This window comes from Chrysanthemum yellows phytoplasma, from assembly GCF_000803325.1.
In the GTDB taxonomy this organism is placed as follows: Bacteria; Bacillota_I; Bacilli_A; order Acholeplasmatales; family Acholeplasmataceae; genus Phytoplasma; species Phytoplasma asteris.
This window is the reverse complement of record NZ_JSWH01000161.1, coordinates 1-251: the sequence shown is the minus strand read 5'-3', so window position 1 is coordinate 251 and position 251 is coordinate 1. Positions and strand designations below refer to the sequence as shown.

1 pseudogene is annotated in these 251 nt (G+C 25.5%); it reads right to left on the bottom strand.

The annotated features are described in order from the left end of the window. Positions 1–251: pseudogene (locus OL66_RS04055) on the bottom strand (hypothetical protein); the annotation flags it as partial.

Genomic DNA, 251 nt, shown 5'->3' with positions numbered 1-251 from the left:
AATTGATGATTCCTTTGTTTTGAAAATATAATAAAATGAAATATTCATTGATTTTACCACGGATTACTTTTTTACTTTGAGAATTGTGTTGTTTGTCAATAAGATATTCGTTTAGGAGATTATGGGTTTGTATCATATATTCATTAAATGGTTTGTGGAATAAAGATGGTTGGATTATTTGTTTAGTGATGGCAACACATAAAGATTGGTGGTTAAAAACATTAATATTGTTGAAATGCAAATTAGTTAAT